Here is a 17,739-nt window from a genome sequence, read left to right as displayed (position 1 = left end):
AGCGAGCCGCCGGATGAACAGCACTGCATACGCAATAACGGAATGGGCGGATGAACAGGCTCGGGACGAAGCGTTCTGGCAGCAGGTCGCGGCGCAGTACGACGTCGAACCGGGGCCGGTGAATTTCGAATACGGCTATTTCGGCCGCATGACCCGCGCAGCACTCAAGGATTACGAGCAGAACCTGGCGTACGTCAATCGCAGCAACTCGGTCTACGTGCGGCAGAAGTTCGATACCGAAGACAGCGAGATCATCCGCGCCGACCTCGCCGATCTGCTGAACGTGCCGGCCCGCGAAGTGGCCCTCACCCGCTCCGCGTCGGAGTCGGTGCAAGCGCTGATTCGCAACTACAACGGCCTTGTGGCAGGCGATCAGGTGCTGATCAGCGACCTGGATTACAACAGCGTCCAGACCGGCATGCGCTGGCTGGCGAAGAACCGTGGCGTTGAGGTGATCGAAGTCACTCACCAGCATCCCGCGAGCCACGAAGGGCTGCTGCAGACCTACCGCGAGGCGTTTGCTGCACACCCACGGCTCAAACTGGTGGCGCTGACGTACGTCACCCACCGAACCGGGCTGGTGATGCCGGTGAAGGCCATCGCCGAGCTGGCCAAGGCTCACGGCATCGAAGTCATTCTGGATGGCGCCCATGCCCTGGGCCTGCTGGATTTCGAGCTTGCTGACCTTGGCGTGTCGTTCGCCGGCTTCAACCTGCAGAAATGGATAGGCGCGCCGCTGAGCCTGGGCTTTATTTACGTGAAGCAGGAACGCCTGAGCGCCATCGACCCCGACATGGCAGACGAGCGCTACGGTGCGGACGACATCCTCGGCCGCGTGCCCTACGGGACGCCGAACATCCCCGCCCTGATGACCCTGCCCAAAGTGTTCGCCGAGCATCGCGCCATGGGGGGCGCACCGGCCAAGGGTGCACGTTTGGCGTATCTGCGAGACCTGTGGGTCACTCAGGCGCGCAGTATCGAAGGCATCGAGGTGCTGACGCCGGACGACCCGCGACTGTATTGCGGGATCACGTCATTTCGGTTCATCCGTCACGCAGATCAGGAACTCATGGTCAAGCGCCTGCTCGATGAACACGGCATTTTTGCAGTAACGCGGGAAGGCTCGGCCTGCGGGACGTGCATTCGCATCACGCCGGGATTCACCACGTCGGCAAAGGACGTTGAACAGCTGGTCGCGGCACTTCGCGCATTGGCGTGAGCCCTGCTCTATAGGCTGCACCGGGATCAACGCCCCTGACAGGATCGTGGAAAAAAGACGGCGCCTTCATGACGAAGGCGCCGTAAATCCATCGAGAAACGAACTACAAAGGAGCGGCAAAGATAAGCGCTCCCGCCGCTGCCTGTGCGGTACATATGTATTGCGTGTAAACGACGCAAAAAAAAAACGGCGTTCCCGACCAAGGAACACCGTAAAAAAGCCATGCAACAACGACTTCTGCAGCAACGCCCCGCGGGACGCTATAAACGGATCATGCTCAGCAGTAGACCAGCCCCCAGTTGAACGGGGGCTGTCCAAACGTGCGCCTGAACCGGCGAATCCAGACTCAGTCGAACAACGCGATGGCTTCGGCAGTGGCGTCGGTAATCCGCTGCCAGTCGCCGTTCTTCACCCACGCGTTATCGATCATCCAGGTGCCGCCGACGCACATCACGTTGGGCAGCGCCATGTAGTTTTTCAGGTTGGCCGCACTGACACCGCCGGTGGGGCAGAAACGCACTTCCGGGAATGGACCGCCCAGTGCCTTGATTGCACCGACACCGCCACTGATTTCCGCCGGAAACAGCTTGAAGCGACGATAACCCAGCGCGTAACCGATCATGATTTCCGACGCGCTGCTGATGCCTGGCAGCAGCGGCAATTCACTCAGTGCGGCAGCTTCCAGCAGATCCTGAGTGCTGCCCGGGGTGACGATGAACTGTGAACCCGCCTCCTCCGCCGCCTTGAGCATGTGGCGGTCGAGAATGGTGCCGGCGCCAACGCTCAGCTCAGGCCGCGCATCACGCAGCATGCGGATAGCTTTGAGGCCGAACTCCGAGCGCAGGGTGATTTCCAGCGCGTTCAGGCCACCCGCGGCCAGGGCATCGGCCAGCGGCAGGACATCCTGTTCGCGGGCGATGGTAATGACCGGCAGAATCTTTGCTTTCGCGCAGAGTGCGTCGATCTGGGCAATCTTGCTCGCCATGCTATTCAACGGCTGTTTCACTTGGGTATTTTCCATGGCGGCTGATCCTTTGCTTATGGGCACCAGTAGATCTCTAAGGACGGGTTGAGGAACGCGCGTACCGGCATTTCGGCAAGGTCATCGCCTGCCAGTGCCGAGCGCAATGTGTCGAGTTTGGCCTGACCGGAGACGGACAGGATGGTGGTCGCTGCGCACGCCAGCACCGGACGCGTCAGGGTCAGGCGCTGATGAGGAACGGTCGGTGCGAGCATGGGCAGGCAACGACGGTCGCTGTTGAGGTCCAGCGCTTCCTTCAGATGCGGGCTGTCGGGGAACAGCGACGCGGTATGCCCGTCGTCACCCATGCCCAGAATCAGCACGTCGATCTTCGGCAGCGCCTTGAGCGCCTCGTCCGTTGCAGCTGCGGCCTCATCCACTGTGGTGGTCGCACGGTACAGGCTGAAGAACCCAGCCTCGGCCGCCGGGCCCTGAAGCAGAAAACGCTTGAGCAGGCCTTCGTTGCTGTCGGCGTGCTCGGTCGGCACCCAGCGCTCGTCAGCCAGACTCACGCAGACTTTCGACCACTCGAGCGGCTTCTGCGCCAGCGCCTTGAAGAACGCCACCGGGCTTTTGCCGCCCGACACCACCAACGTGGCCGTGCCGTGAAGGTTGCTGGAAATTGCCGCCGTCAGACGTTCGGCCACCTGATCGGCCAGCGCGTTCGCCAGCACTTCAGGGTTATCGAATTCGTGGGCCTTCAGACCGGCCGGAAATTCAAGTTCACATATCGCCATACCAGGACCTCCCGTCACGCGTAATAAGAGCAATGGAGCTCATCGGCCCCCAGGAACCGGCCGGGTAAGGCTTGGGCGCATCGCCCGCCTTTTTCCAGCCAGCGATCAACTGGTCGCACCATTGCCAGGCGTATTCGATTTCGTCTTTGCGCACAAACAGGTTCTGATTGCCACGCATGACCTCCAGCAACAACCGCTCGTAGGCGTCCGGCACACGGGCGCTGCGGTAGGCGTCGGAGAAGCTCAGTTGCAAAGGGTTGCTGCGTAGCTGCATGCCTTTGTCCAGGCCCTGATCCTTGGTCATCACTTGCAGCGAGATGCCTTCATCGGGCTGCAGGCGGATGATCAGGCGGTTGCTGATCTGCAAGCGCTGCTCGGGCGCAAAGATGTAATGCGGCGGCTCTTTGAAGTGGATCACGATCTGCGACAGCTTCTGCGGCATGCGCTTGCCGGTCCGCAAATAGAACGGCACGCCCGACCAACGCCAGTTACGGATGTCGGCACGAATGGCGACGAACGTCTCAGTGTCGCTCTGGGTGTTGGAGTTTTCTTCCTCCAGATAACCCGGCACCGGCTTGCCGTCGCTGTAACCGGCGATGTATTGACCGCGCACCACCTGGGTGGCCAGACGCTCCGGCGTGAACGGCGCCAGTGCCTTGAGCACTTTCACCTTCTCGTCACGGATGCTGTCGGCCGACAGGTCGCTGGGCGGGTCCATCGCGATCAGGCACAGCAGCTGCAGCAGGTGATTCTGGATCATGTCGCGCAGTTGACCGGCCTGGTCGAAATAGCCCCAACGCCCTTCGATGCCGACCTTCTCTGCCACGGTGATTTCCACATGGGAGATGTGGTTCTGGTTCCACTGCGTCTCGAACAGGCTGTTGGCAAAACGCAGGGCAATGAGGTTCTGCACCGTGTCCTTGCCCAGGTAATGGTCGATCCGGTAGATGCGGGTTTCAGGCAGGAACCTGGCAACGGCGTCATTGACGCGACGGGACGACGCGAGGTCATGGCCGATGGGTTTTTCCAGCACCGCCCGGGTGCGATCGGTAAGGCCGACCAGCGCGAGGTTTTCGCAGATGGCGCCGTAGACCGACGCCGGGGTCGCGAAGTAGGCAATCATGGTCGGCGCGTCGCCCACGGCTTCGGCGAGCGCGACGTAATCTTCGCCCTTGAGGAAGTCCACGTGCAGGTAACTCAGGCGGGCCTGAAAACGCTCCACGTGCTCGGTCTCAAGCTGCGCCTCGGGGACGAAGCGACGCAGGCTTTTATCAATGTAGGCCAGGTGCTCCTCAGGAGTTCCCGGCTCACGGGCCAACGCAATAATTCGGGTCTCGGCATGCAGCAGTCCAGCTCGATCAAGCTGGTACAACGCAGGAAACAGTTTGCGTACCGCCAGGTCACCCAAGGCGCCAAACAACGCAAAAGTGCACGGTTCAACCGTAATCGAGAGCATAATGTTGGTTCTTTTATCAAGTTAAGCTACAAATACCTTTTTTAAAGGCGTTACTCAAGGCCGAATGTAGTAATAACCACAACATTCCCACTAGAACCACATTAGAGTGGTGATCACCACAGGCCCTCAGTACGATAGGCCACCTTTGCGACAGGCTAAAGGCCCAATTCCCACTCTTCAAATAAAGGCCTGTTCACCCGCCTGTCGACGTTTCATCAGAAGGACAAACAATGGACCGCGTACGCAATCTTCTGGAGCAGATCCAGAGTCGTCTGGAAGAGCTGAACAAGGCCGAGCGCAAGGTCGCCGAGGCGATTCTGAGCAATCCGCAGCAGGCCACCCGGTTCAGCATCGCTGCGCTGGCCCAGGCCGCCAAGGTCAGTGAGCCGACGGTCAACCGCTTCTGCCGCTCATTCGATGTCAGCGGCTACCCGGAGCTGAAACTGCAACTGGCCCAGAGCCTGGCCAGCGGCGCCGCCTACGTCAGCCGCGCGGTGGAAGCCGATGACAACCCGGAGGCCTACACCCGCAAGATTTTCGGCAGTGCCATCGCGTCCCTCGACAGCGTGTGCCAGGTGCTTGACCCCAACCTGATCAGCAAAGCGGTCGACTTGTTGATTCAGGCGCGGCAGATTCACTTCTTCGGCCTCGGGGCTTCGGCGCCGGTGGCACTGGACGCGCAGCATAAATTCTTCCGTTTCAATCTCGCCGTTACGGCCCACGCCGACGTGCTGGTGCAGCGCATGCTGGCCTCGGTGGCCCACACCGGCGAGCTGTTCGTGATCATTTCCTACACCGGACGCACCCGCGAGCTGGTGGAAGTGGCGCGCATCGCCCGTGAAAATGGCGCGTCGGTGCTGGGACTGACCGCTGCCGACTCGCCACTGGCAAAAGCCAGCACGCTGAGCCTGAACATTCCGCTGCCGGAAGATACCGACATCTATATGCCGATGACCTCGCGGATCGTCCAACTGACAGTGCTGGATGTGCTGGCGACCGGCATGACCCTGCGTCGGGGCGTCGATTTCCAGCCGCACCTGCGCAAGATCAAGGAAAGCCTGAACGCGAGCCGTTATCCGGCGGACGATGAATTGAACTGATCGACGGACGGGACCCTGTCAAGACAGGCGTCGGGACAGGTCAGTGAACCAGACTGGCCTGCAGGCTCAAACTGGCGTGCTGCCCGGGGGCCAGGCTCAGGCAATCATCCACACCTGACGCCGCCTCGACCCGCAAAAAACCCATGGCTTCATCGCCACCCACGCCCAGCAACGGTCGGTTGCCCGGGTGCCAGACCACCGTGCTGTCGCTGTCGCCGGTGTCGATGTTCAAACGCCGCTGCCAGGCGTCGTCCTGCAACTCAAGCATGCCGGCGTGCTCGAACACCCGCTGACAACTGCCCTGTACCCGCAGCTCGCCCCGCTGCTCGCAGGCGCTGCGGCTGAGTTCGTCATAGCCGTGCGCACCATCGAGCCCACGCAACGCGACGTCCGCCACATCGCTGATGCGCCAGTAGGCGTGCAAGCCATGGCCGAAGTGACAAGGCTCGCTGTCGTCGTGCCGCGTTTCAAGGCGCAGGTCCATCGCTTGGCCGAGCTCGGCGTAGAGATCCGCCTGCCAGTCCCACAGCTTGAGTTGCCAGCGCAATGTCACGCCCGCCTCGTGCTCGTGGCTTTCGACCAGCTTCCAGTCAAGCAGCCGACCCCAGCCATTGGCCGGCCAGCCGCTCTCGCCGGGATGACGCCCGACCCAGGGCCAACTGACCGGCACGCCGCCGCGGATCGCGCCGACCAGAGGCCAGTGCGCGGCGCACCACAGCCAGGGTCTCTGCCCGGCAGGTTCGAAATGCAAAAGCTGAGCGCCCTGCCGGCTAAACACGGCCTGACACTGCGCATGATTGATCACCAGCACATCACGCTGTTGGTAGCGTTCCCACTGAAAGGTCGGTTGCGGTCGCACCGAGGTGAAGAAACGCTGGAGAGGATGCTCGGTTGAGCCGGGATCCCTGAAGGGCATCGTTGTAGCGCTCCAGATAGCGGTCACTCGTCACGCGAGAAAAAATGCTCCGAATGCGAAGCCATTGCTGCGGAATAAATAGCGGAAAAAAAACGGGCAGCCAGGCTGCCCGTAAAGCACACACGACCCTTGATCGTTTGTGGAGCGCGGAGGAGCGTCCGCTTTAAGTTAGAACTTCGATTGAATCTTGATGCCGGCAACCAGCGCGTTCTGGACGTCGTCCACACCGCCCGGGCTCTTCACGTACTGCAGGTTGGGACGCACGGTCAGCCAGTCGGTGACGTGCACGCCGTAGTAGATTTCCGAGTTGTATTCGGTCTTCTGGATCGGCAGGTAGCCTGGGTTGTCGTAGTCTTCGATACCGTTGACGGCGTTGACCAGACGACGGTTGTCCTGGGCATCATCGTTCACGTGGATACGCGCGACGCCGATACCGATGTCATCCTTCGGACGTGCATCGAACGGGCCTTTGTAGACGAAGCCGACCTGCTGGTAGTTGTCGACGAAGTTGGTGGCTTTGTCATGCACCGTCGCGTTGGCGAAAATGCTCAGACCGCGGGATGCGTCGCCGTTGTGAGCGGTCAGCTGTTGCTGAGCCACGACCCACCAGCCGTGCTTGTCTTTGTGGGACTTGAAGTCACCGCCAGCGATTGCCTGAGGCTGACCGTTCTCGTTCTCGTAGAGATCGTCGGCGCTCGGGTTGCTCACGTAGTAGCCCAGACGGTATTCGCCGGGCAGCGAGTTGACGTTTGGCGACCACACCACTTCAACCGGTACGACGGTGCCTTTCGAGCCGCTGCCGCTGAGTTTGAAGCTGTTGCCGGTTTCGAGGTACGAAGGGTTCTGCTCGTAGACGCCGATCTGGGCGAACAACTCAGGCGTGATGTTGTACTTCACGCGTGCAGCCCACTGGCTGACAGGCCAGTTGTACCAGGTGTTGACGTAGTTACCGACCTGCGAGCCGCAGAACGAAAGGTTCTGGAAGTCGCAAGGGAAGCTGTTGAAGTCTTCGCCTTCGCCGAAACGGCCGACCTTGATGTCGAGCTTGCCGTCGAAGTACTTCTGCTTGACCCACATCTGGGTCAGACGCCAGGTCTGGCCACGGCCCCAGACTTCCTGGGAGGAACTGAGCGTGCCGGCACGCGGATCGCCGATACGGTCGTTGGAGATGTTGTTGCCACTACGCTCGGTGATCGCGAGCTTGAACTCTGCGTCGTGCCAGCCTAGGATTTTTTGCAGGTCCATCTGAACGCCAAACGCAAACTGGTCGCTGTAGCGGCCGGTCCGGTCGTCGTTATAACCACCGTTGAGGTTGGAGGCGGCTTCGCCCACGTACTCGATCGGGAAGTCGTAACCCTTGTCGTACAGCTCTTGACGCAGACCACCCCAGTCACCGGTCATGTGCTCGCTGGCTTTGAAGGGCTCCATTGCAAACGCCGTTCCGGAAACCGTCAACGCGCTCAGGACAGACAACCCACCGATCAGCTGAAACTGGTTAAGCGACTTGTTACGTACCTTTTTCATCCCTTGGATCCTCGTTTTATTGTTATTAGCTTTTGAACAGCGTTGTAACCACGTACATCGTGTGCATGACGGGTTTTGTACGGCAGACATCCACCCGTCACAGGTGCTCGTTTGTGCAGTGCTCCTGCACGTCGGGATCAGCTGCGGTTGAGCCGCGTGACATTTCCCATGCTCTCCACCGACTGACTCGGTGCCAGCACGCCCAGGCGCTCGCCGGTTTTCGCGTCGAACAGCAGAACCTTCGCCGGATCGAACTGCAGCGTCAAGGTCTCGCCCACAGCAGGTGCAATATCCGGCGCCAGACGGCAGCAGACCTTGCTCTCGTTGAGGGTAACGAATACCAGCGTATCCGGGCCAGTGGGCTCGGTCACCTGGACTTCAGCGCGAATCGTCGGCAGAAGACCTGCAGCATCACCGGACGCTAGCACGATCTGCTCGGGACGCAGGCCCAGAATCACCTCACGGTCCTCGAGACCGGCGTCGTTCATGCTCATCGGCAGCTCGCAGCGGGCCTGACCGCTGTCCAGCAGTGCGACGAGGCGACCGTCCTTGCGCTGCAGGCGCAGCGGGATGAAGTTCATTGGCGGCGAGCCGATGAAGCTCGCCACGAACAGGTTGGCCGGATCGTTGTAGATCTGCTTCGGCGTGCCGAACTGCTGAATGATGCCGTCCTTCATGACCGCCACTTTGTCGCCCAGGGTCATTGCTTCGATCTGGTCGTGGGTCACGTAAACCGTAGTGGTCTTAAGGCGCTGGTGCATCAGCTTCATTTCGGTCCGCATCTCAACGCGCAGTTTGGCGTCGAGGTTGGAGAGCGGCTCGTCGAACAGGTAGATCTTGGGACGACGGGCCAGCGCCCGGCCCATGGCCACACGTTGTTGCTGACCACCGGACAATTGCCCCGGTTTGCGGTTGAGCAGGTGTTCGATCTGCAGCAGCTTGGCGACCCGCGCCACTTCCGCATCGATGTCAGCCTGAGGCATCTTGCGAATCTTCAGCCCGAATTCGATGTTCTCGCGCACGCTCATGGTCGGGTACAGGGCGTAGGACTGGAACACCATCGCGATGTCGCGATCCTTCGGGCTCATGCCGCTGACGTCCTGATCACCGATCATGATCGCGCCGCCAGTAATGTTTTCCAGCCCGGCGATGCAGTTCATCAGGGTCGACTTACCGCAGCCCGAAGGGCCGACCAGAATCAGGAACTCGCCTTCTTTGATGGAGAGTTCGATGTTCTTCAGGGTGTCCGGCAGACCGGCCCCGTAAGTCTTGTTTACATTGCGTAGTTCAAGCGTTGCCATGATTACCCCTTGACTGCGCCGGCCGTCAGCCCGCGCACGAAATACTTGCCTGCGACCACGTAGACCAGCAGGGTCGGCAGACCGGCGATCATCGCCGCCGCCATATCAACGTTGTATTCCTTGGCGCCCGTACTGGTATTGACCAGGTTGTTCAGCGCGACCGTGATCGGCTGCGAATCACCACTGGAGAACACCACACCGAACAGGAAGTCGTTCCAGATCTGAGTGAATTGCCAGATCAGGCAGACCATGATGATCGGCGTCGACATCGGCAGAATGATCCGACGGAAGATGGTGAAGAAGCCGGCACCGTCAAGACGTGCAGCCTTCACCAGTGCTTCTGGGATGCTGACGTAGTAATTGCGGAAGAACAGTGTGGTGAACGCCAGACCGTAGACAACGTGAATGAACACCAGCCCCGTCGTGGTATTGGCCAGGCCCATCTTGCCGAGGGTGAAAGACGCAGGCAGCAGGACGGTCTGGAACGGCAGGAAGCAGCCGAACAGCAGCAGGCCGAAGAACAGCTGCGAACCGCGGAAACGCCACATCGACAGCACGTAGCCGTTCAGCGCACCAATGGTGGTGGAAATCAGCACCGCGGGAACGGTGATCAGGAACGAGTTCCAGAAATAACCTTTTACCGTCGCCCAGGCCTTGACCCAGCCGATGGCTGTTACTTCGGTCGGCCAGCTGAGCAGGTTGCCGCTGCCGATATCCTCCGGCGATTTGAAGCTGGTCAACAGCATGACCACCAGCGGCACCAGATAAAGCAATACGGCAACGATCAGCACCGCATAAATGGCGACGCGGCTCAGGCTGAGGGCGGGCTTGTTGGCGAGACTAGTCATTGCGCTTGGCCCTCAGCTCGGAATACAGATAAGGCACAAGGATGGCGAGAATCGCGCCCAGCATCAGAATCGCACTGGCCGAACCCATGCCCATCTGGCCACGGCTGAAGGTGAACGAGTACATGAACATTGCCGGCAGGTCGGATGAATAGCCCGGGCCACCGGCCGTCATGGCAGCGACCAGGTCGAAGCTCTTGATGGCGATGTGCGCCAGAATCATGACCGCACTGAAGAACACCGGACGCAGGCTTGGCAGCACAACCTTCCAGTAGATTTTCGGCATGCTCGCACCGTCGATCTGCGCGGCGCGGATGATCGACTGGTCGACGCCGCGAAGGCCCGCCAGGAACATCGCCATGATGAAGCCCGACGCCTGCCATACGGCAGCGATCACCAGGCAGTACACAACTCGGTCCGGATCGATCAGCCAGTCCAGGCGAAAGCCTTCCCAGCCCCAGTCACGCAACAGTTTGTCCAGGCCCATGCCCGGGTTGAGCAGCCATTTCCAGGCCGTACCGGTGACGATCATCGAGAGCGCCATCGGGTACAGATAAATGGTGCGGATAAAGCCTTCGCGGCGGATGCGCTGGTCCAGAAAGACCGCCAACAGCACGCCCACCACCATGCTGATACCGATGAACATGCCACCGAACACCGCGAGGTTTTTGCTCGCTACCCACCAGCGGTCGTTGTCGAACAACCGCGCGTATTGCGCCAGACCCACAAATTTGTAGGTCGGCAAAAAAGTCGAGTTGGTGAACGACAGAACGAACGTCCACAGGATATAGCCGTAGAAGCCCACCAATACGATGAACATGCTGGGCGCCAGCACCAGTTTGGGTAGCCAGCGCTGCAGTGCATCAAACGGCGAGGCTTTGCTGAACACAGCAACAGAACTCATGGTGAAAATCCAATAAAAAGTGAAAGCGGCCGCAAGTCGCAAGCCTCAAGCTGCAAGTCAGAAGCCAATCATCGATCAGCTTGAGACTTGCAGCTTGCCGCTAGTCGCTGGCCTTTATTTGGCAGACTTGATCGCAGCGCCCAGCTTCTTCGCCGCGTCGGCCGGATCGGCTTTCGGGTCGTTGATGAAGTTGGTCACGACGTCAAAGAAGGCACCCTGAACGGCCAGCGTAGTGGCCATGTTGTGCGCCATGCTTGGCTGCAGGCCGCCGGTTTTGGCGTCAGCCAGGAAGTCCTTGGCAGCGGTCTGGGCGCACGAGTCGAAACCGTACTTGCCCATGTCAGCCAGCATGTCGTTGCGAACAGGGATCGAGCCTTTGTTGATGCTGAAGACTTTCTGGAAGTTTTCACCCAACACGACCTTGGCGATGTCCTGCTGACCGGCAGCAGTGCCCGCGTCTTTCTGCTTGAACACTGCCAGGGAGTCGATGTTGTAGGTGAACGCCTTGTCGGTGCCCGGGAACGCTACGCACTCGTAGTCCTTGCCGGCGACTTTCTTGGCGGCGGTCCATTCACTCTTGGCCCAGTCACCCATGATCTGCATGCCGGCCTTGCCGTTGATGACTTTGGCGGCTTCCAGGTTCCAGTCCTGGCCTTTACCGTCGGCATCCATGTAGGTCGCGACTTTCTTCAGCTCAGTCAGCGACTTGACCATTTCAGGGCCCGTCAGCGCAGCGTTGTCGAGATCGACCAGTGCCTTCTTGTAACCATCGGCGCCCATGACAGACAGAACGACGGCTTCAAAAACAGTGCTGTCCTGCCAAGGCTGGCCACCGTGGGCCAGAGGGATGAAGCCGGCCGCTTTGAGCTTGTCGCCCGCTGCGTAGAATTCTTCGAGGGTGGTAGGGGCTTTTTCGATACCGGCTTTCTTGAAGACTTCCGGGTTGATCCACAGCCAGTTGACGCGGTGGATGTTCACCGGCACGGCCACGTAATCACCGTCGTACTTCACGGTATCGGAGACTTTCTTGTCCAGCAGGCTGTCCCATTTCTCCTCTTTGGAGACGGTTTTCAGCACGTCAGTATCAAGCAGGCCAGTGGAGGCCCATTCCTGAATGTCCGGGCCTTTGATCTGGGCAACGCCAGGCGGGTTGCCAGCAACGGCGCGGCTCTTGAGCACGGTCATAGCGGTTGCACCACCGCCGCCTGCGACAGCGCCGTCTTTCCAGGTGAAACCGTCTTTTTCAACTTGCGCGCGGAGCACATCAACAGCGGCTTTTTCGCCACCGGACGTCCACCAGTGCACCACTTCAACCGTGCCTTTGGCATCAGCCGCCATGGCGCTCAGAGGGAACAAGGAGGCGAGGGAAATAAGTGCAGCGAGACGGGAAATCGAATTCATATCTGACCTTTCTTGTTGTTATGCATGTGCAAGTCGTGGCGCTTGCGCTGCGTGGATTCTAACCAAGGGCCCGGAGCGGACGGTAACGAAGGGATGCGCGAATGTCACAAGGCTGTGACATTCAACAAAGGGACTGCATTACTCAACGCCACGCGGCAGATAGAGCGTCACCCGCAGGCCGCCCTCGCGCATGTTCTGCAACGTCACTTCGCCGCCGTGACTATGGGCGATATTGCGGGCGATGCCGAGCCCCAAGCCGTAGCCCTGTTGGTGTTTGCCGGCCAGCCGGAAGTGCGGTTCAAAGACCTGTTCCATTCGCTGCTCCGGCACACCCGGCCCCTCGTCTTCGACATGCAGGATGAACGCGTCAGCGTCGTCTTCAACGGACAGGTGCGCACGGTCGCCGTATTTGATGGCGTTATCGATGAGGTTGCCCATGCAGCGGCGCAGTGCCAGGGGTTTGCCGTAGTACATGGACATCGCCTTGCCCTGCAACGTGACCCGGCCCGCGCCGTCAGGGGCAAGATAGGGCTCGATCAGGCAATCCAGCGCGTGGTTCAGGTCGACCGGCTCGATGTTCTCGTGAATGTCGGTGTCCTTCACGCACTGCAATGCGCCTTTGACCAGCAGCTCCAGCTCATCCAGATCCCGGGTGAATTTGGCCTGCATCTGTTCGTCTTCGAGCAGCTCGACACGCAGTCTCAAGCGAGTGATCGGGGTGCGCAGGTCGTGGGAAATCGCACTGAATAATTGGCCGCGCTCGGTCAGGTAACGGCTGATCCGATCGCGCATGGTATTGAACGCGCGGGTCACTTCCACCACTTCACTGCCGCCGCCCTCCACCACCGGTTCGACGTCGGCCCCCAACGACAGATCCCGCGCAGCATGGGCCAGACGCTTGAGCGGGCCGCTCTGCCAGTGCACCAGCAGGCCGATGAAGACCAGCAGAAAGAGACTGGTCAGCGCGATGAACCAAACTTGCTGCGAGGGCAGACCTTCCGACTCGAGCATGGTGTAGGGCTCGGGCAGCAGCGAGGCGATGTACAGCCATTCGCCGGGCGACAGTTCGATCTGCGTGACCAGCACGGGCGGGTTCACCGGTTCGAGGGTCAGCGCGTAATGGGCCCACGAGCGTGGCAGCTCATCGAGCCTCAAGCCGCTGTTGAAAATACGCAGGTCTTCGGGACGCACAAAGCGCACGAGGATGTCCGGGTCGGCGCCGAGGTTCTGCCGCAGCACCTGACCGACCACATCGATAACCGCCGTCTTGCGCGCAGTAGGCTCAAGCACCTGCATTTCCAGCGGACGATCATTGAGCGATACGAAGAACCGCGTGCCGCCCATGCTGCGCAACTGATCGAGCACCAGCGGCCGAAACGCGACAGGCAACGAGCGAAAGTAGCTGACGCTTGCCGCCATGGAGAAACCCAGACTGCGGGCACTGGTGACCAGCCCTTCCATCTGCGTGGCGCGCAGTTGCGAGAGCCAGATCAGGCTGGACAGGGTTTGCGCCAGCAACACGGCGAGCAAGGTCAGCAACAACATGCGCCCAAGCAGCGAGCGCGGCACCGGCAGGCGGCGCTTCTTGTCGGTCACCATCAAGGACTAGTAACCGTTGCCGGCTTGCGGCAGCACATTGGCTGCCAGCAGGTAACCGCTGCCTCGTACGGTGCGGATCAATCGCGGTGCCTTGCCGGTGTCGCGCAAGCGCTGACGCAGACGACTCACCGCCATGTCGACGATGCGCTCCAGCGGCATCAGCTCACGGCCACGGGTGGCGTTGCCGATGGTGTCGCGATCAAGAATTTGTTGGGGGTTGTCGAGAAACAGCTTGAGCAGCGCGAAATCGGCGCCCGACAAAATCACCTCTTCGCCGTCGTTGTGGAACAGCCGGTGACTGACCATGTCCAGCCGCCATTCATCGAACACCAGCACTTCACCTCCGCTGCGCTCCTGGCCGAACTGGGCACGACGCAACAGGGCCTTGATCCGGGCCTGAAGTTCACGGGGGCTGAAGGGTTTGGCCATGTAGTCATCGGCGCCGAGTTCCAGACCGATGACGCGGTCGGCTTCGTCGGAGCTGGCGGTGAGCATGATGATGGGAATATGCGGCTGACGCGGATGTTGCCTGACCCAGCGACACAGGCTGAAGCCGTCTTCGTCGGGAAGCATGACGTCAAGGATCAGCAGGTCGCTGGCCTCTGCGTTAAATGCCTGTCGAAACTCGGCCCCATCGCCAACCGTGCGCACCTGAAAACCGGAACGGCTCAGGTAGGCTTGCAGCAACTCGCAAATCTCCTGGTCATCGTCGACCACCAGAATCGATTTACTGACAGCGTTCACATGGTCGTCCTTGTGAGCAATGGTTGGGTATGGCTGCTTCAAGCTTCAAGCTTCAAGCTTCGAACTCAAAGCGGCCAGCGTGACGTGCGCGGTCTTTGCTTGCCGCTTATAGCTTGCCGCTAGCGCTCGCCGCATATTGATCCAGCGCCACGCCTGCGCCCATCAGGCCGGGATATTCGGCCGTGACCAGCCAGACCGGCACGTCCTTGAAATAATCCTTCATCAAGCCCTTCTCGGCGAACGCCTTGTTGAAGCCGCTCTGCATGAAGAAGTCGACGAACCGCGGGATTACGCCCCCGGCAATATACACGCCGCCGCGTCCGCCGACAGTCAGTACGTTGTTGCCGGCCACGCGACCGAGGAACACGCAGAACTGCTCCAGCACTGCGCTGGCGACCGGATCGCCCTTGAGCGCCGCCGCGGTAATGGCCGCAGGCGACTTGAGTTCAGGCTCGATTTCGTCCAGTCCGCAGCTGACTTGATACAGCAGCAACAGCCCGGCGCCACTCAGAATCGTCTCGGCACTGACGTGCTCATGGGTCGCCATCAACCGCATCCACAGCAGGGCTTCGCGGGGCGTGCCGATCGGCAGATCAACGTGACCGCCCTCGCCCGGCACCGCAGTCCAACGCGCTTCGCCACTGCGGATCAGGGTGCCGACGCCGAGTCCGGTGCCAGGCCCGATAACCACCCGCGCGCCGCGAGGATCGCCCTTGCCATGACGCACGGTCAGGTACTCGTCGTCCTTCAGGCGGGTCATGCCCAGGGCCATGGCAGTGAAGTCGTTGACCAGGATCAGGTGGTCGATCTTCAGCTCGGCGCAGAACGCCTGCCGATTGATCTTCCAATGACTATTGGTGAAGTGGAAATCGTCGCCGGTCACCGGCCCGGCCACGGCCAGGCAAAGGGAGGTGACATCACCGCGCTGCAATTCCAGGTCCTGCAGATAGACCAGCAAGGCCTTTTCAGGACTGGCGTAATCGACCGTCGCGAACACCCGGATCGAATGCAACTGCTCGTCTTCCCAAATGGCAAACCGCGCATTTGTGCCGCCGATATCACCCACCATCGCCAATGTCACTTGAGCGTCTCCAGATTCGAAGTAAAGGCGCTGGCGCCCTTCTCTGCCGAGCTGAAGGCCATGCGCATGAAACCAAACAGTTCGCGCCCGCTGCCCACGTTATGGGACAAGCGACCGACTGCCGGCTCTCTGGCGGCCAATTCTGCCGGTTCGACCAGAACTTGCAACGTTCCTTTCACGCCATCGACACGAATGAGATCCCCATCACGCACCAACGCCAGCGGGCCGCCGTCAGAAGCTTCCGGGCAAACGTGAATCGCCGCCGGGATTTTCCCGGACGCGCCGGACATGCGCCCGTCCGTAATCAGCGCCACTTTGAAGCCACGGTCCTGCAGCACGCCCAGAAACGGCGTCATCTTGTGCAGTTCAGGCATACCGTTGGAACGCGGCCCCTGGAAGCGCATGACCGCGACAAAATCGCACTCCAGTTCGCCGGCCTTGAAGGCGTCGGCGAGGTCCTGCTGGTCTTCGAATACTTTGGCGGGGGCCTCGACGATCTGGTGCTCCAGGGCAACGGCGGAGACTTTCATCACGCCACGGCCAATATTGCCTTCCATGACCCGCAGACCGCCCTCGGCCGAAAACGGACGCGCGATCGGGCGCAGGACGTTTTCGTCCAGGCTTTCGACCGGGCCATCGCGCCACACCAGCTTGCCTTCTTCCAGGAAGGGCTCCTGGATGTAGCGACGCAGGCCACGGCCCATGACCGTGTTGACGTCTTCGTGCATCAGGCCCGCGTCGAGCAGCTCGCGGATCAGGAACGACATCCCGCCGGCGGCCTGGAAGTGGTTGATGTCGGCTTTGCCGTTCGGGTAGACGTGGGACAGGGTCGGCACGACTTCCGACAGATCGGCCATGTCCTGCCAGGTCAGCTGAATGCCCGCGCACTGGGCAATGGCCGGCATGTGCAGCGTGTGGTTGGTAGAACCGCCCGTCGCGTGCAGGGCAACAATCGAGTTGACCAGCGAACGTTCGTCCACAATCTCTCCGAGTGGGATGAAGTCGCCGCTTTGTTTGGTCAGACGCGTGACCTGGAACGCCGCCTCGCGTGTCAGGGCATCGCGTAGCGGTGTGTAAGGATTGACGAAAGAGGCGCCCGGAAGATGCAGACCCATGACTTCCATAATCAACTGGTTGGTGTTCGCCGTGCCGTAGAACGTGCAGGTACCCGGGCCGTGGTAGGACTTCATCTCCGAGTCCAGCAGCTCTTCGCGGGTCGCCTTGCCTTCGGCGTAGCGCTGACGCACGTCGGCTTTTTCCTTGTTGGAGATGCCCGACACCATCGGCCCGCCCGGCACAAAAATCGTCGGCAGGTGACCGAAACGCAGCGAGCCCATCAGCAAGCCCGGAACGATCTTGTCGCAGATGCCCAGCATCAGTGCGCCGTCGAACATGTTGTGGGACAACGCCACCGCCGTTGCCATCGCAATGACTTCTCGGCTGGCGATACTCAGTTCCATGCCCGGCTCGCCCTGGGTGACGCCATCACACATAGCCGGAACGCCACCGGCAAACTGCCCCACCGAGCCGATTTCACGCAGCGCTTTTTTAATCTGTTCGGGGAAGTGTTCGTACGGCTGATGCGCCGAGAGCATGTCGTTGTAGGAGGAGACAATGGCGATGTTGGCCGCATTCATCATGCGCAGGCTGTTCTTGTCTTCGGGACCACATGCCGCAACGCCGTGGGCGAAGTTGGCACATTGCAGCTTGCCGCGCATCGGCCCGTCGCTCGCCGCACCCCGGATCAATTGCAGGTAGCGTTGACGGGTTTCACGGCTGCGAGCAATCAGCCGTTCGGTTACCTCAAGGACGCGGGGATGCATGTCATGGACTCCAGGCTAGCGGATGGGGTCACCCGTTCAGGCGCTTTCACCAGGCTGCGATCAAATCC

Annotated in this window: 15 protein-coding genes; 2 read left to right on the top strand and 13 right to left on the bottom strand. The window is 60.6% G+C overall.

Going from position 1 to position 17,739, the window contains the following annotated elements:
- The first annotated feature begins 13 nt into the window (after positions 1–13).
- Positions 14–1,219, top strand: a complete 1,206-nt coding sequence (locus tag SLW74_RS06845; protein ID WP_410928454.1) for an aminotransferase class V-fold PLP-dependent enzyme — start codon at positions 14–16, stop codon at positions 1,217–1,219.
- Positions 1,220–1,565: 346 nt separating this feature from the next.
- Here SLW74_RS06845 and SLW74_RS06840 read toward each other — a convergent pair whose 3' ends face one another.
- The 3 genes from SLW74_RS06840 to zwf are packed head-to-tail and all read right to left on the bottom strand — an operon-like array spanning position 1,566 to position 4,433.
- Positions 1,566–2,240 (bottom strand): bifunctional 4-hydroxy-2-oxoglutarate aldolase/2-dehydro-3-deoxy-phosphogluconate aldolase, encoded by a 675-nt coding sequence (locus SLW74_RS06840; protein WP_065992060.1) that lies wholly within the window; start codon positions 2,238–2,240, stop codon positions 1,566–1,568.
- A 17-nt stretch (positions 2,241–2,257) separates the two neighbouring features.
- Positions 2,258–2,977, bottom strand: coding sequence for a 6-phosphogluconolactonase (gene pgl / locus SLW74_RS06835; RefSeq protein WP_410928453.1), 720 nt, complete (start codon positions 2,975–2,977; stop codon positions 2,258–2,260).
- Positions 2,964–4,433 carry a glucose-6-phosphate dehydrogenase gene (gene zwf / locus SLW74_RS06830; RefSeq protein ID WP_296306117.1) on the bottom strand — a complete coding sequence of 490 codons (1,470 nt, stop codon included), beginning with the start codon at positions 4,431–4,433 and terminating at the stop codon, positions 2,964–2,966. The genes pgl and zwf overlap by 14 nt, the downstream gene beginning before the upstream one ends.
- A 230-nt stretch (positions 4,434–4,663) precedes the next feature.
- Here zwf and SLW74_RS06825 point away from each other — a divergent pair, with 230 nt between their 5' ends.
- The gene (locus tag SLW74_RS06825; RefSeq protein WP_065992054.1) at positions 4,664–5,533 is read left to right on the top strand and encodes a MurR/RpiR family transcriptional regulator; all 870 of its coding nucleotides are present in this window, start codon (positions 4,664–4,666) and stop codon (positions 5,531–5,533) included.
- Positions 5,534–5,573: 40 nt separating this feature from the next.
- On the opposite strand, the gene SLW74_RS06820 is transcribed toward SLW74_RS06825, so the two are convergent.
- From SLW74_RS06820 to edd, 10 genes are all read right to left on the bottom strand, one after another.
- A complete protein-coding gene (locus tag SLW74_RS06820) occupies positions 5,574–6,449 on the bottom strand; it encodes a D-hexose-6-phosphate mutarotase (RefSeq protein ID WP_065992050.1) in 876 nt (291 codons plus the stop codon).
- 168 nt (positions 6,450–6,617) lie between these two features.
- Positions 6,618–7,973 (bottom strand): carbohydrate porin, encoded by a 1,356-nt coding sequence (locus tag SLW74_RS06815; RefSeq protein WP_065992048.1) that lies wholly within the window; start codon positions 7,971–7,973, stop codon positions 6,618–6,620.
- A 137-nt stretch (positions 7,974–8,110) separates the two neighbouring features.
- A complete protein-coding gene (locus SLW74_RS06810) occupies positions 8,111–9,274 on the bottom strand; it encodes an ABC transporter ATP-binding protein (protein WP_192132702.1) in 1,164 nt (387 codons plus the stop codon).
- A 2-nt stretch (positions 9,275–9,276) separates the two neighbouring features.
- Positions 9,277–10,122 (bottom strand): carbohydrate ABC transporter permease, encoded by an 846-nt coding sequence (locus SLW74_RS06805; protein ID WP_410928452.1) that lies wholly within the window; start codon positions 10,120–10,122, stop codon positions 9,277–9,279.
- The gene (locus tag SLW74_RS06800; protein ID WP_037014845.1) at positions 10,115–11,023 is read right to left on the bottom strand and encodes a carbohydrate ABC transporter permease; all 909 of its coding nucleotides are present in this window, start codon (positions 11,021–11,023) and stop codon (positions 10,115–10,117) included. The genes SLW74_RS06805 and SLW74_RS06800 overlap by 8 nt, the downstream gene beginning before the upstream one ends.
- 114 nt (positions 11,024–11,137) lie before the next feature.
- The gene (locus SLW74_RS06795) at positions 11,138–12,424 is read right to left on the bottom strand and encodes an ABC transporter substrate-binding protein (protein WP_065992042.1); all 1,287 of its coding nucleotides are present in this window, start codon (positions 12,422–12,424) and stop codon (positions 11,138–11,140) included.
- Between the two features lie 138 nt (positions 12,425–12,562).
- Positions 12,563–14,023 carry an ATP-binding protein gene (locus tag SLW74_RS06790; protein ID WP_065993160.1) on the bottom strand — a complete coding sequence of 487 codons (1,461 nt, stop codon included), beginning with the start codon at positions 14,021–14,023 and terminating at the stop codon, positions 12,563–12,565.
- Positions 14,024–14,029: 6 nt separating this feature from the next.
- Positions 14,030–14,767: a response regulator gene (locus SLW74_RS06785; protein WP_065992040.1), complete on the bottom strand. Its 738-nt coding sequence runs from the start codon at positions 14,765–14,767 to the stop codon at positions 14,030–14,032.
- Positions 14,768–14,873: 106 nt separating this feature from the next.
- Positions 14,874–15,848 (bottom strand): glucokinase, encoded by a 975-nt coding sequence (locus SLW74_RS06780; RefSeq protein ID WP_065992039.1) that lies wholly within the window; start codon positions 15,846–15,848, stop codon positions 14,874–14,876.
- A complete protein-coding gene (gene edd, locus SLW74_RS06775; protein WP_065992037.1) occupies positions 15,845–17,671 on the bottom strand; it encodes a phosphogluconate dehydratase in 1,827 nt (608 codons plus the stop codon). Before edd ends, SLW74_RS06780 begins: the two co-directional genes overlap by 4 nt.
- Between the last annotated feature and the right edge of the window lie 68 nt (positions 17,672–17,739).

The sequence above is a fragment of the Pseudomonas sp. W5-36 genome, assembly GCF_046540455.1.
Taxonomy (GTDB): domain Bacteria; phylum Pseudomonadota; class Gammaproteobacteria; order Pseudomonadales; family Pseudomonadaceae; genus Aquipseudomonas; species Aquipseudomonas graminis_B.
Note: the sequence above shows the minus strand (reverse complement) of the source record. Positions and strands in the feature narration are given on the sequence as shown.

Excerpts from the sequence above, each read along its gene's own strand:
- SLW74_RS06815 (WP_065992048.1), bottom strand. The coding sequence starts at position 7,973 with ATGAAAAAGGTACGTAACAAGTCGCTTAACCAGTTTCAGCTGATCGGT.
- SLW74_RS06795 (WP_065992042.1), bottom strand. The coding sequence starts at position 12,424 with ATGAATTCGATTTCCCGTCTCGCTGCACTTATTTCCCTCGCCTCCTTG.
- SLW74_RS06825 (WP_065992054.1), top strand. The coding sequence starts at position 4,664 with ATGGACCGCGTACGCAATCTTCTGGAGCAGATCCAGAGTCGTCTGGAA.
- SLW74_RS06840 (WP_065992060.1), bottom strand. The coding sequence starts at position 2,240 with ATGGAAAATACCCAAGTGAAACAGCCGTTGAATAGCATGGCGAGCAAG.
- SLW74_RS06845 (WP_410928454.1), top strand. The coding sequence starts at position 14 with ATGAACAGCACTGCATACGCAATAACGGAATGGGCGGATGAACAGGCT.
- zwf (WP_296306117.1), bottom strand. The coding sequence starts at position 4,433 with ATGCTCTCGATTACGGTTGAACCGTGCACTTTTGCGTTGTTTGGCGCC.
- SLW74_RS06800 (WP_037014845.1), bottom strand. The coding sequence starts at position 11,023 with ATGAGTTCTGTTGCTGTGTTCAGCAAAGCCTCGCCGTTTGATGCACTG.
- SLW74_RS06805 (WP_410928452.1), bottom strand. The coding sequence starts at position 10,122 with ATGACTAGTCTCGCCAACAAGCCCGCCCTCAGCCTGAGCCGCGTCGCC.
- SLW74_RS06820 (WP_065992050.1), bottom strand. The coding sequence starts at position 6,449 with ATGCCCTTCAGGGATCCCGGCTCAACCGAGCATCCTCTCCAGCGTTTC.
- pgl (WP_410928453.1), bottom strand. The coding sequence starts at position 2,977 with ATGGCGATATGTGAACTTGAATTTCCGGCCGGTCTGAAGGCCCACGAA.
- SLW74_RS06790 (WP_065993160.1), bottom strand. The coding sequence starts at position 14,023 with ATGGTGACCGACAAGAAGCGCCGCCTGCCGGTGCCGCGCTCGCTGCTT.
- SLW74_RS06810 (WP_192132702.1), bottom strand. The coding sequence starts at position 9,274 with ATGGCAACGCTTGAACTACGCAATGTAAACAAGACTTACGGGGCCGGT.
- edd (WP_065992037.1), bottom strand. The coding sequence starts at position 17,671 with ATGCATCCCCGCGTCCTTGAGGTAACCGAACGGCTGATTGCTCGCAGC.